The organism is Salinispora vitiensis, from assembly GCF_000378825.1.
Classification (GTDB): domain Bacteria; phylum Actinomycetota; class Actinomycetes; order Mycobacteriales; family Micromonosporaceae; genus Micromonospora; species Micromonospora vitiensis.
Window position 1 is genome coordinate 3945330 of sequence record NZ_KB900388.1, and the last position, 13893, is coordinate 3959222.

The following is a 13893-nucleotide window of genomic DNA, read 5'->3' on the forward strand; positions in this document are numbered from 1 at the left end:
TTACAAGGTCGCCGACGCTTACAAGGTCGCCGACGCTTACAAGGTCGCCGACGCTTACAAGGTCGCCGACGCTTACAAGGTCGCCGACGCTTACAAGGTCGCCCGTGGCGACGTCGGTGGGCGGTCAGTCGTCGTTGACGATGGTCCCGGTGCCGAACGGATCGGCGATCTGGAGCCCAGGGCCCCCCACCACCAGCAGAGTCAACCTCTCGTCGGTCTCTCGTTTCCGGTCGCCATACACCGACACCGGGAAGGTCAGCGTTGTCTGGCCCGCCGGCAGCGTCTGGCACCCGGCGTACGACCGGTAGTCAACGCCCGGCCGTGCGCTTCGGCCCAGGGTCAGGGCGCAGACCAGGGTCGGCTCGGAGAGGGGCCGCGAGGCGGTGACGGTGAAGGCCAGCTCGCCGCGGCCCTGATCGCCCTCGACCACCGAGGCGTCGGCGACGGTCAGTGTCGCGCGGGACCGGAACCGGGCCACCTGCGGGTCGTGGTCGCTGGCGCCGCGCGAGCCGTCCCCCGCGTACTCCGCCGGCCAGTCGGCGTTGATGTGCGCGGCGCGCATCTGCACCAGATCAGTGTGGAGCGACGCGGTGACGAAAAGGTGGTCCAGCGTCTGGGCCTGGCCGGCGAAGCTGTACGAGTAGGCGGACGACGGCGCGTCGGCGAGCAGATCGTCCCAGAGGTTGCGCAGCCCCGCCTCGTACAGGGGAGCGAGCTGGTCCGACGGGGTCGGATCCGCGGCCGTCGCGATCGGATCGTCGGGACGGGGAAAGACGTTTAGGTCCCCACCGAACACCACTCGGGCGTCCGGGTCCGCCGCCGTGACCGCGGAGACGATCGCCGCGCCGTACGCGGCCTGCTCCCGGCGCTGCCCCACCCGGCGGTCGGGGCCGGACGAGTAGTGGTTGCTGGCCGCCCAGAGCGTCAGCCGTTCTCCCGAACCGGGGGCGGCTTCGATGGTGAACCGGCCGAGCTGCGGCGCGCGGGTGAAGACGTTGTCGCCGTCCTTGCCGGTGCTGGTGTCCACATCGGGTGGCAGGACCGCGTTGAGTGCCTTGGGGTTCTGCACGTCGGCGTTGGACGGCAGCCCGGGTGCGCGGTACTCGACGGTCGGGGCGGCGCCGAGCAGCGGATCGTCGGCGGTCGCCTCGGCCAGCGCGACCCGGTCAGTGCGGTAGAGGAAGGCCGAGGTGATGCCCCGGTCGTCGGCGCCGCTGCGGTCGTAGGCGGCCGCGTAGGCCGGGCCACCGTTGTCGGCGATGGTCAGCGCGAGCTCCTGGAGCGAGTCCGGAGCGCCGTCGGCGTCATCGGTGTCACCACAGACCAGCGTGCCGCCGTCAACCACACAGATGTCCTGGTCCTCGGTCTCCTGGATCAGGATCAGGTCGGGGGAGTGCAGGTCGTTGGTGATCTGGTCGGCGAGCGCGGCGAGCTGCTCCTGGTACTCCTGCTCGCTGCCCGGCACGTAGTCGAACGGCGGCCGTACGCCGGTGCAGCCGTCGTTTCCGGCGAAGTCGCAGCCGTCAAAGGGGTCGTCGCGGAAGTCGTAGAGGTTCTCCACGTTGTACGCGGCGACCGCGTACTCCGTCGACCGCTGGGCCGGCTGCGGCGGGTGGTTCGTCGCCGGGTCGAAGCCGGCCGCGAACGCCGCGGACTCGACCTGGACGCCGTACTTCTGGAACGAGTAGTAGAGGCCGCCCACCGCGTCGGCGGTCAGCGTGTCGAAGGTGCGCGCCGCTGGCAGCAGTGTGGTGTTGTCGCCGCTGGCGGCCTTGACACCCAGGCTGCCCAGCATAATCCGCTGGCCGTTGCCGTCGTCGAAGAGCTGGGTAGGGTCGTTGTCCAGCGGGTGCGCGTCGCGGAACACCCGGCGGGTGTCCGGGTCGCCCCGGTCCAGGAGCGGGTCATCCCGGTCGACCAGCCAGGTCTCGGCGTCGGCGCTGGAGGCGAAGACGGTGCGCCCGCTCACGGTCTGACTGCCCGCGCGAACCCGCAGCCGGGCCCCCTCGTGCCGTTCCCAGAAGCGTTGCGCGTCGGCCAGGTCGGCCGGGGGTACCGCGTCGGTCACCGCGACCACCTGGTCCACGTCCAGACCGGTGGAGATCCGCCGGACCAGCGAGGCGCTGGAGAGCTGCGTCATTTGGTAGTACTCGGAGACCCGGGCGTGGAGCACCACCTCGTCGCCGACGGTCGGCACGTAACCGCCGATGAGCGACGTGTTCGAGCCCATGAAGACGAAGATGCCGTCGGAGCTGGTGGGGTCGCCGTCGGTCGCGTCGGCGCGGCTCTGGAGGAAGAACCCGTGCTGGTCCTGGCCGGCGGAGTCGCGGGCCAGGGTGCGCTGGGTGACCACTCCGCGGACGTCGTACCGCGCGCTGCTGGAACCGTTGCCGCTGGCCGGCGCGAACGGCGAGCGGTCAGTGTCACCCTCCTCGGCGTCGGTGGTCGGGCCCTGCACCTCGCCCACCGTCAGCTCCCGGGTGGCCTGCACCGGCAGCGTGCAGGTCGCGGTGCTGCCGTCGGTGTCGGTCGCCGTCAGGACCACCGAGTACGCCCCGGCGGCCAAGTCGGCGCTCGCGCTGACGGTGGCCCGGGCGGTGCCACCGACCGCTCCGGCCGGGGTGAACGCCGTCCGGCTGATCGCGCCGGTGGCCGGCGGCGGGGAAACTGACGTGACCGCCAGGTCCACGATCTCATCGTCCGGGTCGGTCGCGGTGACTTCCCGGGACGCCGCGGTGCCCGCCGGAGTGACCAGGGGATCGCCGCAGGTGATGGTGGCGGGGGTGCCTCCCGGATCACCGCCGAGGTGGTGCGCGCCGAGCCCGTCCACCGTGTCGGTGTCGAAGCCGACCCACTCGGTGGCCGGGTCGAAGCTGTCGCCGGGGTCGGTGTCACCCGAGGCGACGCTGCCCAGCCGGCGGAGGGTGTGGTTGGCGGTGCTGGTCAGGCCGGTGCCCCACCCGCTGCCCGGGTCAACGCCCACCTGGCCGATCGCGTCGAGCACGGTGCCCTCGCGGCGCAGCACGACCGCGTCGTCGCCGTTGAAGAGTCCGGCACCGGTGACCTGGTCGGCCTGGGCGAGGATCGCCGCGTTCGCCGATGAGTGGGCGAAGACGAAGACGTCTCCCGCCGCAACCGTGCCGGTCAGGGCGAAGGTGGTCGGCGTGGTGGAGCCGTTGAAGTAGAGCAGCAGCTGATAGCCGCCGGTGGCGAGGTCGACCGGGGCGCCGGTGCCGTTGAAGAGCTCGATCGCCTTGTTGTTGGACGAGCCTTCGACGTACTCGGAGATGAACAGGTCGGTTGGGGCGGCGCTGGCGGCGTGGGGTGTGACCCCGACGGCCGCGAGGCTCGCGGTGACGGTGACGGTGGCGAAGACGGCGAGTGCGCGACGCGGGCGCATGGAGCCTCCACGGTGGGTGGATGGGAACGAGCGAAGGGTAGAGGCTGCGCCCTACCTCGCTCTATCCCCTGAAGGTCCTGATGGTGAACTATTGGCGCGTGGCGTCGCGCCGGTGCACCAACTCGGCGACGTCAACGCTGTACTCGTACCACTCCCGGTCGGGGCGGTAGCCCAGCTCGGCGTTGACCTTCAGCATCGCCTCGTTGTCCTGCGCGTTCCAGGTCTGGACCTCGGTGAGCGTCGGCTCGGCAGAGCGTAGCTCCAACAGCATGCGGGCCTTCATCGCCCGGTCGATGTCGTGCCCGCGGTGCGCCGGTACGACGATCGTGTCGTACTGGTCGGCCCGGGTCGGATGCTGCGCCGGCACCACCACCTCGGTCAGGCCGGCCACCTCCCCGGTCTGTTTGTGCAGCGCGAGGACGATGTACGGGGTCATCCCCCGTCGGTGCAGGCAGTCGAGGCTGTCCCGGAGCCGCTGCGGGTCGTAGGAGCTGGGGCGGAGCTCGCCCTCCTCGACATCGCGCGCCTCCGCCTTGGCCCGCGCGTACGCGTCGATGAGCTCGTCGGGCAGCCCACCGGGGTGGAACTGGATGTCGTACCCCGGGCTGATGCCGTCGGCGGTCTTGCCCAGCTCCGCCCAGTCCACTCCGGCCAGGTCCAGCACGCCGCGGGTTTCGACGAACTCTCGGGTGAAACCGAGCGTCTGAAAGAAGGCGACGGCCGGCGTGTCGCCGACCACCTCCACGCCGATGGTCTCAAATCCCTCCTGGTAGACCCGGCGGGCAGCGGCCAGGACCAGCTCGCGGCCGAGGCCGCTGCGGCGGGCCGACGGGTGCACCAGCACCTCGAGCACGCCGATGCTGCCGAGCAGCAGCACGTTGACCATCCCCGGGATGGCCACCCCGCCGGGCTCGACCGGGTTGGCCTCGGCCACCCAGGCGATTCGTCGTTCGCCCGGCATCATCTCGGTCAGATATTCCCGCAGGAAGCTCCCCTGCCAGGGCGGGTCCTGCGGCAGATCGGCGGCGAGGACCGCGTTCAACGTGTCCAGCAGGGACGACATCTCGGCGGACGACGCGGTCTTAAGATCCCATTCGCGCATCATCACCCGTCTAGCTTGCCGTCTACCGCTGCTCGGGGGAAGTAGGGGAATCCCCGGAAACCTGGATGATCACGTCAGCTCCGGCTTGCCTGCCCGTACTGGTTGGCCTTGTCGAAGACGTCCTGAGCGTACTGCCGTACGTTGTTGTACGACAGGATGGAATTCCACCAGTCGGTGGCGATGGTCAGGTTCCGGCCGCCCTTGCACAGGTAGTTGCCGGCGGCTAGGGCGGCGTCGTCGATGTCGTGTGGGTCCTTGCGGCCGTCGTTGTCCGCGTCGGCCCCGATCTCTTCCCAGGTGGTCGGAATGAACTGCATCGGCCCGATCGCCCGGTCGTAGGTGGCGTCCTGGTCCAACGTGCCGTGGTCGGTGTCCCGGATCAGCATCCGCCCGCCCTGCCCGTCCAGCGGCAGGCCGATGATCTCCGGGGCCGCCCGCCCGTCCGTGCCGAGCCGGGCGTTGTTGGCCTGCCCGTGCGCCGACTCGACGTGCCCGATCGCGGCGAGCGTGGTCCAGCTCAGACCACAGCTCGGGTTGGTCTGGGCGAGGACCAGCTCGGCGTAGCCGTAGGCCTGTAACGCGACCGGTGCGATGTCGACCTTCGCGCCGGTCTGGGCTGCCCAACCCGTGAGTGTGTCGGCGGGACGGCCGAGGTTGGGGGGCGGGGCGGTCAACGTGGCGTCGGAGGGGGGCAGGGCGCCAGCGGATGGCAGCCCGTCCGGCGCGGGATCCGACGCGTCGGCGGTGGCGGCGGCGTTGTTCGGGCCGGAGGGCACCACGGCGGGCAACAGCAGAGCGCCGGCCGTCACGGTCGCCGCGACCAGGAGCAGCAGGGAAACGCCAGGGAGGGTGAGCTGGCCGCTGGGGCGGCGTGACCAGCGGCCAATCGATCGGGCCGCGCCGACCGTCAGTCGGGTGGGTGAGACCCGGAGGGCGTGCGCGAAGGGGGTCCGGCGGCGCCGGGTGCTCGCGGCCCGCGCCGGCTCCGTCGGTTCGCTGGAACTCTGCGGCTCGTTCGTGTTGGCCGGATCCGTCGGTTCGCTGGGACTTGACGGCTCGTTCTCGTTGGCCGCGTCGGTGTCGGTGTCGGTGTCGGTGTCGGTGTCGGCGTCGGGGCGGGCGGGCGCGTGGGAACCTGTCGCCGGACCGGTGGGGTCGACCCGCGTCAGCTCTGGGTCCGGGTCCGTCGGCGGTTGCAGCCATGGTCGGCGCGGCCGGGGCGCCGGCCGGGGCCGGCGACCGGCGGTCACGCCGGATCCACTCGATGCTCCCCCGTCCGGTGCGGCCGGACGCAGGGGCGGGATGGTCTGGTTCTCCTCGCCGTCCACCACCCGTTGAGTATTACCCATGTTCGGTCGGTCGTCCGGAGCGGTCGTAGGCTGGAAGCATGCCCCGGTACGAGTTTCGTTGCCGCGTCTGCGGCGGCACCTTCGAGGTCAATCGACCCATGGCCCAGGCCGCCGAGCCGGCCCGCTGCCCGCAGGGGCACGACGAGACGGTCAAACTCCTGTCCACAGTCGCGACAATCGGCCGTAGCGGATCGGGCGGGACCGCTCCCAGCGCAGGTGGGGGCTGCTGCGGTGGGGGCTGCGGCTGCTAAACCGGTTTCGATTCGTCAACGTCTCACCCGCGCTTGCCGACGTCGGCGCGGAGTGGCACGTTGGAGCAGAACCGGGCCGTCATTCTCGCGATATGTGACGGACTGGATTCAGGCAGCATGAACCAGACGTCCTGGGCGGAGGTTCCACGCATGTCGCCACGGATCCACCTCCCGACCGGGTGGGTGACCTTCGTCTTCACCGACATTGAGGGCTCCACCCGGCTGGCCCAGCTGCTCGGGCCGGCCTACCGGCCAGTGCTGCGGGAACACCGGCGCCTGCTGCGCCGGACCATCGTCGCCACCAAGGGGGCGGAGTTGCTCACCGAGGGCGACTCGTTCTTTTTGGCCTTTGCCGACGCGTCCGCCGCGCTGGCCGCCTGCCTGGCTGCCCAACGTGCCCTGACCAGCCACGACTGGCCAACCCCGGAGGCCACCCCGCGGGTACGGATGGGGCTGCACACCGGGTGGGCCGAGCCCCGCGACGGCGAGTACGTGAGTGCGGAGGTGCACCGGGCCGCTCGGATCGCCGCCGCCGCGCACGGTGGACAGGTGCTCTGCTCCGCGGCGACCGTGCGGCACGCCCACCCGTTGCCCGGCGGCACCTCCCTAGTCGACCTGGGCCTGCACCGACTGCGTGGCTTCGACGACCGGGAACGGCTCTTCCAGCTGGCCGCCGCCGGTCTGGAGCGGCAGTTCCCACGTCCGCGCACCGCGGACGCGGCGGCGCACAACCTGCCCACCCCGGTCACCTCGTTCGTTGGCCGGCAGGCCGAGTGGGCCGAGCTGCGCCGGTTGGTGGAGAGCTACCGCCTGGTCACGGTGGTCGGCGCGGGGGGATCCGGCAAGACCCGGCTGGCGGTGGAGCTCGCCGCCGACCTGGTCGAGTCCCATCCGGACGGTGTCTGGTTCGTTGACCTCGCCACGGTGACAGAGCCGGGGCTGGTGGCGTACGCGATCGCCGCCGGGCTCGGCCTCCGTCCGGAGCCGGGCCGCTCGATGGTGGACACCCTGGTGGAGTACACCGCCGCCCGCCGGATGCTGATGCTGCTGGACACCGGGGACGCCCAGCTGTCGGCGTCCGCCCAGGTGATCTCCCAGCTGCTCGCCGGTGGGGTGGGGGTGCGGGTGCTCGCGACCAGCCGGGAGTCGTTCGGACTTCCCGGCGAGGTGGTGTGGCGCATTCCTCCACTCTCGGTCGACCCACCGGTGGCCGGAGCGGAGAGCGACGCGGTTGCCCTGCTGCTCGACCGCGCCACGGCGGCGCGGGGCGGTCGGCGGCCCGACCCGGCGGAGTGGGTGGACCTGCGTCGGGTCGTACGCCGGTTGGATGGCCTGCCGCTCGCCATCGAACTGGCCGCGGCCCGGCTGCGGGTGCTCTCGGTCGGGCAGCTCGCCGACCGGCTCGACGACGTTCTGGGTGCCCTCGACGCCGGCCGGGGTGATTCCGAGACCGGTCTGGTCGTGCGGCACTACAGCATGCGGGCGAACCTCCGCTGGTCGTACCAGCGGTTGGGCCCGGGGGCGGCCCGGCTGCTGCGCTGGCTGGCGGTGTTCGCCGGGCCGGTGGATCTGGCGGCGGTGGAGTGGCTGTTGGGCGGCGACCAGCTCGATCCGCTGTCGGTGCTGGTGGAGAAGTCGATGGTGGTGGCCGAGCCGGAGGCCGGTGGCAGCACCTACCGGTTGCTCGACCCGATTCGCGCCTACGCGGCCGGCCGGTTGGTGGCGGCGGGTGAGGAGCAGGCGGCGCGGAACCGACACGTGGCCTGGTCCGCACACGCGTTACAGCGGTTGGGCTTGGGGCCGGACGGCCGGCCGGTAACGCTCTCGCTGCACGCGTTCGACCCGCTCGCCGGGGAGCTGCGAGCCGCACTTCGTTGGTGCGCGACGGGCGGTAGCGCCCGGGCGGGGCTCGCGCTCGTCGTCGGGATGGACCAGTGGTGGCGGGAGCGGGGCCTGGCCGGGAAGGGCCGGCTCTGGTTGTCCCGGCTGTACGACCGGAGCGTCGAGACCGATGAGCGCATCCCGGACGCGGAGCTGGCGGCGGCGCAGCACACCCATTCCTTGCATGCGGGGGCGGACGGCGACTTCGGCGCGGAGCTACTCCTGTCGCAGCGGGCGGAGACGGTGGCCCGTCGGGCCGGCGACGCCAAACTGCTGGCCCGGGTGCTGGCCAGCCGGGCGGCTCCCCTGGTTGACCTGGGGCAGTTCGCCGAGGCGGAACAGGTGTGCCGGGAGGTCATCGACTGGGCGCAGCGGCAGGACGTGGTGGAGGACGCCCTCTTCGCCGTCCTCAGCCTCGCGGAGTTGCTGTGGCGTCGGGGTGCCTTGGAGGAGGCGGCAGAGCTGCTCGGCGCGGCCCGCCCGGTCGAGGCGGGACGCCCGGTGGAACGGGGCCGCCGGACGGTGGACATGCTGCTCGGCCTGGTGGCGCTCGCCCGGGGCGACCTGATCGCCGCGCACGAGCATCTGTTGGCCTCGCTGCGGTCCCGGATGGCGCACGGTTTCCACCGCCGTGCCTGCGACACGATGCAGGCGATCGCGGTGCGCTGTGCCGCGGGGGGTGATCCGTTGACCGCCGCCCGTCTCTTCGGCGCGGCGCAGGCACGGGGGGCCGACCTGGGCGCGGCGCCGGGCATCAACGGCGACTACCTTGCGCGGTGGCAGGCGCAGGTGCGCGCGGCGCTCGGCGATGTCGCCTTCGACCGGACGTACGGCGAGGGCGCGGGGTTGGGCATTCGGGAGGCGGCGGCGGTCGCCCTCGGCGTCGAACACCCGGACCTAGCCGCTGATTCGACCCGTTTCGCCGCTGGAGTCGCCCCATCCGCGCTCACCAGCCCCTTGGAGCGGCCACTTCGCGCCCCGAGCACGCCGGATCCCACCCGGGTCGGTCCCGAGCCCGACTGAGCTCAGGCGAAGAAGCGAGCTAGGTGGGCCTGGGTGGGGGCGGGCGCACCGGGCGGTAGGAGGGTCAGGTCGGCGAAGACGCTGGCCCCGTCACAGCCGGCGTGCAGGGGGTACCAGCGCGGAGCGTCCGGCGGGCGTTGCAGGCAGATGCCCTTGATGGTCTGGATGTCGAGCAGCCGTACGTGGGTGGGGTCGGCGACCGCGTTGACATGTCCCCACCAGGGGCTCATGACGTGCAGGACGCCCCCGGGTCGGAGCACCCGGTGCGCCTCGTCCACCAACGGCAGGAAGTCGATCAAATGCTCCAGGATGTGGACGGCGAAGAAGACGTCCACCGAGTTGTCGGCCAGCGGCAGGGTGCGCGACAGGTCGGCTACCGCGTCCACCCCGACCGCGGGAAAGATGTCCAGGCCCAGGTTGTCCGGCCACTGCTTGGTCCCCCCGCAGCCCAGGTCCACCACGACTGGATCCCGGTCCCCGACCCGGACCCGCGCCCAGATGGCCAGGACCCCGGCGAGCCGGCCGACCTGGTCCCGTACCAGACGTAGGTCATCCGGCTCGTCGACCTCTCCGGTCAGGTGGGCTACTCCCCGGTCGAATTCCACCCCGACGGCGAGATCCCGCAGCCGGCTGTCGTGCCGCGCCTGGTCTGCCCAGGCCTCGGCGAGGAATTCGTCAACCGCCCGCAGCCGTTGGGCTGAGGGCGGGGTCAGCGTCAGCGCGACCATGGCCACCTCCGGCCGCCCGTTACCCGAAAACCGCCCCGGTATGCCCCCGGTCTTGCGGGCGGAGACCGGCCGTGGAGCGCTTCGGGTTCCCGCCCTCGGGCCGGTGAACCTATCCTCAACCGGTAGGCCGGCTGGCTGCCGCAGGGTGCCCCACCGTGCCGGTGGTGGTGCCGGTGCCGGGGTGCCGACACGACGTGAGGGGGTGGGGTCGGATGGATCTACTGGCCGAGTATCGACGGGCGACCCGGTACTTCGAAGCTGGGGACCCGTCCGAAGCGGCTCGGCTGCTCGAGCCCATCCTCGCGGCCGAGCCCGGCAACACCGCCGTGCGTCAACTGCTGGCCCGGGCGTACTTCTCCTCGGCGCAGCTCAGCCGTGCCGAGGAGCAGCTACGCGAGCTGGTGGATCGGGACCCGAGTGACCACTACGCCCACCACGTGTTGGGCCGGACGCTGGAGCGGCTGAATCGGCCGGTGGACGCGCTTCGGCATCTGCGGATCGCGGCGGCGATGCACCACGGCAACGCCGACTATCAGACGGCGCTGCAACGGGTGCAGGCCCGGGTCGGCCGCTGACCCTCAGTCGTCCGGCTACTGCGCGCCGATCACCGGGCGGCCCTTCGCCCGCCCCGCCACCTACGATGGTGCTGGCAACGGAATCGACCCGGTGGAGGCCCGGCGGTGAAGCTGAAGCTGGACCTACACGACATCTACAACCGGGGCACCGACATCGACCGGGCCCTGCGCGGAATCATCGACGAGGCGGTGGCGAAGAAGGCCACCCTGGTGGAGATCATCCCAGGCAAGGGGTCCGGCCAGCTCAAGAAGCGGGTGCTGCGGTTCCTTGATCAGAAGGACGTCAAGGCGCTCTATCACCGGGTGGAGAAGGACTCGAAGAATTTCGGCCGGGTCTTCGTGCACTTCCGCTGGAAGTAGCGACGACATGCCCTCTGACCTGCTCCGCAGGCCGCTACCAGGGCCGTTGAGCCATGATCATGACGCGTCCAGGCCGTCAGAGGCTTGCGGAGGATTGTCGCTGCCCTGGTCTTCACCGAGTGGTTCATTGTTGCGGCCGGATCACCTCGTACAGCGCGGTCCAGTTCTTGTTCCCCAGACCGGCGGCGATCGCCCGGTCATAGTGCGACTTGATTGCCTTCGGCAGCTCGGGGTCGACGCCGGACGCCTCGCTGGTGCGCAGGATGTGCTCGGCGGTGGCACCCATCATGAGGGCCGTGCTGAGGTCGCCCGGGTGTTCGCCTGCCGCGAGCTCGCCGGCTAGGGTCGCTCCGTCGCCGACCATCGCCGGAATGCCGGTCAGCGTCTGCAACGCGTCGGGCAGGAAGTCCGCCGGGTCGACTCCGGCCGAGGCGACGAGCGCGGTGGCGTGCAGCAGGCTCGACAGGGAGGTCAGGAACACGTCGAGGTGCGCCTGGTAGAACAACTGCGCTAGGCCCGGGTCTTCGCCGAGGTACTTCGGCCTGCCGATCACGCTCAGCACCGGCTCGTGCCGGTCGTAGGTGTCTCGTGGTCCGCTGTAGTACACGTATGCGTCAGGGGTGCCGACGGCGGGCGCGGGAACCATGACGCCGCCGGTGACGAAGTCGGTGCCGTGCTTGGCGGCCCAGACGGCGGCGTCCCGTGAGGCTGTGGGCGTGGCCGAGCTGAGGTTGACGACGGTCCGATCGGCCAGCGCGCCCTCCTGCGCCGCATCGTTGAGGATCGCGTACATCGCCGGGTAGTCGGTCAGGCTGAGGACGGTCAGCGGGCTCGCGGCGACCGCGTCCGCAGGCGTTGCGGCCAGGGTCGCGCCCGCGGCGACCAGTTCGTTCGCGCTGCCGGATGTTCGGTTCCAGACGGTGAGCGGATGTCCGGCGCGCAGCAGCGCGGCGGACATGGCCCGCCCCATGGGGCCCAGCCCGATGACGGTGACCGGCTGGTGCGGATCGGTAGTGTTCATGGTGATTCCTTTGCTCTCTGTGACCGGGCCGGTCGAGGGGGCGACAGCGGTGGCACCCTTGGCCGGGTGGTTTACGCCGCTCGTGCGGTGTCAGGGGGCTGCAGCCTCTGATCCGCGCAGGCTTTCGTAGATGCGGGCGAACCCCTCGGCGCCGTGACCCGCGTCGATCTGCCGCTGGATGAGCTGTTGGACCATCGCGACGGCAGCCGGGTCGACGCCTTGCGCAACGCTCGCGTCGACGATGTCGCCGAGGTCGGAGAAGGTCAGACTCTGCTGGCCGGGGACGGTGTAGTCGCCGCCGTCGACGACTTCGGCGTAGCCGTCGAACGCGGCGGTCATCGCGGTCAGCCAGGGTGCGGAGAGTGCCGCGAAGCGGCGCGCAGGGATGCCGGCCGGGGCGACCATCGCCGCGCCGTGCAGGAACCCGGCGAACATGACGTACATGCCGGCGAGCATCGCCAGGTCGACGAGCGAGGCGAGACCGGCGTCCGGTCCCTGGAAGTCGCTCTCGCCCCAGTGGTCCAGCACGTGCCGGTGCCGGTCGAAGGCCTCCTGCGCGCCGCTGTAGAGCACCAGGGAGCCGGGGCCGCCGATCATCTCCGGCACGGCCATGATTCCGCCGTCGACGTAGCGGGCGTTCAGGTTCTCGGCCCATCCGGCCAGTTCCCGCGCCTGGTCCGGGGTGGTCGTGGTGACGTTGACGATGGTTCGGCCGGCGAGGTCGGCGGCAACCGGATCGAGAACCTCGTGGACCGACGCGTGGTTGAACAGGCACACCACCACCAGGTCGGCAGCCCGTACCGCCTCGGCTGCGGTGCCGGCCTCGGTCGCGCCGGCCGCGACGAGGTAGCCGGCGCGGCCGGCGCTGCGGTTCCATACGGTGGTTGGGTGCCCGGCCTTGACGACGGCCGCTGCCAGCGCGCCGCCCATCGCGCCCAGGCCGAGCACGCTCACGTGCTCCGAGTGCAATCGCATGTTGTGCTCCTTGCAGTGCTTGTCCTGTTTCGATCCTTGCCTTGACCGCTACTGTCGACCAGTACCGACTTCAAAGTGCGGTACTCACCTTCCGGTAAGTGCCAAGGGAGGCTGGAACTCATGGCAACGGTCGACCGCCGCGGCCCGTACATCTGCGGCATCGATGCCGCCATGGACGTCGTCACGGGCAAGTGGAAATCGCTGATCCTGTGGGAGTTGCACAGTCACGGCACCCGGCGCTTCGGCGAGCTGCGCCGAGGGCTGCCCGGCGTCAGCGAGAAAATGCTCATCCAGCACCTGCGCGAGATGGAGCAGGACGGACTCGTGCATCGGGAGGTCTACCGCGAAGTGCCACCCAAGGTCGAATACTCACTGACCGAGCACGGCGTCTCACTCAACGCCGCGCTCGAGGCACTCGGCGACTGGGGCGCCGAGCGGATCCGCCGCATCGGTGCCGACACGGTCCATATTGACGCCTCACAGGACACCGCCATCGCGGGGTCCCACTCCGGCAACCGGGTTTCACCATCCCGGCGATGACGTCACGGGAGCGTGGAGAGTCTCACGTGGCTCCAGATGATCTTAGCTGTGGTCGGGCATGGCGCAAGGGACTGGCGGCAGCGCGGCGATCTGGAACAGTGCCGGAGTGACCGAACACCAGGAACTCAGCTTTACCGACTTTCGGCGGCGGCAGGATGTCACGCCGCTGCTCAGGCAGGATCTAATCGACTGCTGGGTGGAGGTGACCAACGCGGGTGGGGCCGCTGGCTTCCCATTTCCGCCGGTGACGGCCGTCGAGGTCGCGGCGGCCACCGACGCCATACTTGCTGAACTCCAGCCACAGCGTGGCCGGCTATTGATTGCCTCCTGCAAGGGCGCGCTCACCGGATGGGTGCTGCTCCGTCGCGACCCGAACCCCTTGATTTGCCATTGGGGAAGCGTCCACCACCTACAGAGCCGTCCTGGCTATCGCGGCCGGGGGATCGGTGTGGCCTTGATGCGCGAACTGCACCGCGTCGCCCGTGACGAACTCGGACTGGAGCAACTCCACCTGGCCGTCCGGGGTCGGATGGGGCTGGAGGACTTCTATTGTCGGCTTGGGTGGCGCGAGGTCGGCCGATGGCCGAACAAGCTGCGCTTGGCACCCGACGATACGAGAGACGAAGTGCTGATGATGCTCAACCCGCTGTGACGATGGGCCGACAAGGTCCGGACTGTCCCCATGGGA

Annotated in this window: 12 protein-coding genes; 6 read left to right on the forward strand and 6 right to left on the reverse strand. The window is 70.8% G+C overall.

The window, feature by feature from the left end; all coding sequences use genetic code 11:
• Nucleotides 1-124 precede the first annotated feature (124 nt).
• The 3 genes from SALPAC2_RS0118680 to SALPAC2_RS0118690 all read right to left on the reverse strand — a co-directional run bounded on the left by SALPAC2_RS0118680 (nt 125) and on the right by SALPAC2_RS0118690 (nt 5851).
• A complete protein-coding gene (locus tag SALPAC2_RS0118680) occupies nt 125-3400 on the reverse strand; it encodes a lamin tail domain-containing protein (protein ID WP_018218161.1) in 3276 nt (1091 codons plus the stop codon).
• A gap of 88 nt (nt 3401-3488) precedes the next feature.
• Nucleotides 3489-4505, reverse strand: coding sequence for a GNAT family N-acetyltransferase (locus SALPAC2_RS0118685; protein ID WP_018218162.1), 1017 nt, complete (start codon nt 4503-4505; stop codon nt 3489-3491).
• A gap of 71 nt (nt 4506-4576) precedes the next feature.
• Nucleotides 4577-5851 (reverse strand): lytic transglycosylase domain-containing protein, encoded by a 1275-nt coding sequence (locus tag SALPAC2_RS0118690; protein ID WP_033661802.1) that lies wholly within the window; start codon nt 5849-5851, stop codon nt 4577-4579.
• 38 nt (nt 5852-5889) lie between these two features.
• Between SALPAC2_RS0118690 and SALPAC2_RS26385 the strand changes: the two genes are divergently transcribed.
• Together SALPAC2_RS26385 and SALPAC2_RS0118700 are read left to right on the forward strand one after the other, a co-directional pair.
• Nucleotides 5890-6102 carry an FmdB family zinc ribbon protein gene (locus SALPAC2_RS26385; RefSeq protein ID WP_026184886.1) on the forward strand — a complete coding sequence of 71 codons (213 nt, stop codon included), beginning with the start codon at nt 5890-5892 and terminating at the stop codon, nt 6100-6102.
• 117 nt (nt 6103-6219) lie between these two features.
• On the forward strand, nt 6220-9006 hold the full coding sequence (locus tag SALPAC2_RS0118700; RefSeq protein WP_033661801.1) for an ATP-binding protein: 2787 nt from the start codon (nt 6220-6222) through the stop codon (nt 9004-9006).
• A 2-nt stretch (nt 9007-9008) separates the two neighbouring features.
• Here SALPAC2_RS0118700 and SALPAC2_RS0118705 read toward each other — a convergent pair whose 3' ends face one another.
• Nucleotides 9009-9734, reverse strand: coding sequence for a methyltransferase domain-containing protein (locus SALPAC2_RS0118705; RefSeq protein ID WP_018218165.1), 726 nt, complete (start codon nt 9732-9734; stop codon nt 9009-9011).
• Nucleotides 9735-9946: 212 nt separating this feature from the next.
• Between SALPAC2_RS0118705 and SALPAC2_RS0118710 the strand changes: the two genes are divergently transcribed.
• Both SALPAC2_RS0118710 and SALPAC2_RS0118715 read left to right on the forward strand, forming a co-directional pair.
• On the forward strand, nt 9947-10309 hold the full coding sequence (locus tag SALPAC2_RS0118710) for a tetratricopeptide repeat protein (RefSeq protein WP_018218166.1): 363 nt from the start codon (nt 9947-9949) through the stop codon (nt 10307-10309).
• 105 nt (nt 10310-10414) lie between these two features.
• Nucleotides 10415-10669, forward strand: a complete 255-nt coding sequence (locus SALPAC2_RS0118715) for a Smr/MutS family protein (RefSeq protein ID WP_018218167.1) — start codon at nt 10415-10417, stop codon at nt 10667-10669.
• Nucleotides 10670-10793: 124 nt separating this feature from the next.
• On the opposite strand, the gene SALPAC2_RS0118720 is transcribed toward SALPAC2_RS0118715, so the two are convergent.
• Together SALPAC2_RS0118720 and SALPAC2_RS0118725 are read right to left on the reverse strand one after the other, a co-directional pair.
• Entirely contained in the window at nt 10794-11690 is an 897-nt protein-coding gene (locus tag SALPAC2_RS0118720; RefSeq protein WP_018218168.1) for an NAD(P)-dependent oxidoreductase, read from the reverse strand.
• A 90-nt stretch (nt 11691-11780) separates the two neighbouring features.
• On the reverse strand, nt 11781-12665 hold the full coding sequence (locus SALPAC2_RS0118725) for an NAD(P)-dependent oxidoreductase (protein WP_018218169.1): 885 nt from the start codon (nt 12663-12665) through the stop codon (nt 11781-11783).
• A 120-nt stretch (nt 12666-12785) separates the two neighbouring features.
• On the opposite strand from SALPAC2_RS0118725, the gene SALPAC2_RS25045 reads away from it, so the two are divergent.
• A complete protein-coding gene (locus SALPAC2_RS25045) occupies nt 12786-13205 on the forward strand; it encodes a winged helix-turn-helix transcriptional regulator (RefSeq protein WP_018218170.1) in 420 nt (139 codons plus the stop codon).
• A 106-nt stretch (nt 13206-13311) separates the two neighbouring features.
• Entirely contained in the window at nt 13312-13857 is a 546-nt protein-coding gene (locus SALPAC2_RS0118735; RefSeq protein ID WP_026184887.1) for a GNAT family N-acetyltransferase, read from the forward strand.
• The last annotated feature ends 36 nt before the right edge of the window (nt 13858-13893 follow it).